Raw genomic sequence first — 769 nt, 5'->3', positions numbered from 1 at the left:
ATCAGGGTACTGACCTTTAGTTATATCTTTCTCCCAACACGGGCTGTTGTGACACGTTGCATTTGTAGATGCTTTTTCAATGACAAACTGACCGATACTGGCATCGCCGATGCGTTTCCATTCTGCCTTTTGTGGTGCTGGTGGCACAAAACGATCTTGGTATCCGCCAAGCTCTCCTAAGTAAAAATGTTGTTGTAGACTTGGCGCAAAATGGGCGTAGTTTTTTACGTCCTCTTTGTTTGCGTTTAGCGCAACCACATCGTAGGTAACTTTCTCAAACGGTTGATTCATGTATACAAAGCCTTGGTTTTTAGGGTAAGTCCAATCTTGACTTTGCACTTTGAAGTACTTCGGATAGAAACGTCCGATATGGCGATAGCCTTCGTTAACCTTCATGCCAAAATACGTACTGCCGAGGTTTGCTTTCACTTTCAAGCTGCCGACTTCTTCCCAATACAATCCGTTAAAAACGAAGCGATGGTTCTTGGCTGATTGGTGCCCTTGACTTAACGCATAATTACTTTTCAACAGCGTCGAGGTTTGGTTTTCCGTGTCTAAAGGCGAGTGTTGCTCGCTCGACAAAACAACCGATGCTGCTGGTGCGCCATCATGCATAAAGTTGGTCGTGACCAAAGCATCACAATAAGCTGATGAGTCGATAGGATCACTGATAGAACCCCCTTTTTGCCAGATGACGGGTTTCACCGTTAACGAGAAATGTTCGCCAGCGGCAATGAACTTATCACCTTGTTCGGATGTGCCTGAAGGC

Annotated in this window: 1 protein-coding gene; it reads right to left on the bottom strand. The window is 45.4% G+C overall.

Features of this window, described 5'->3' with window-relative positions; all coding sequences use genetic code 11:
* Positions 1 to 769, bottom strand: a 769-nt coding sequence (locus tag R7040_RS25990) for a DUF6701 domain-containing protein (protein WP_318097508.1), incomplete at both ends; no start/stop codon positions are given.

This window comes from Vibrio sp. 1069, from assembly GCF_033340555.1.
Note: the sequence above shows the minus strand (reverse complement) of the source record. Positions and strands in the feature narration are given on the sequence as shown.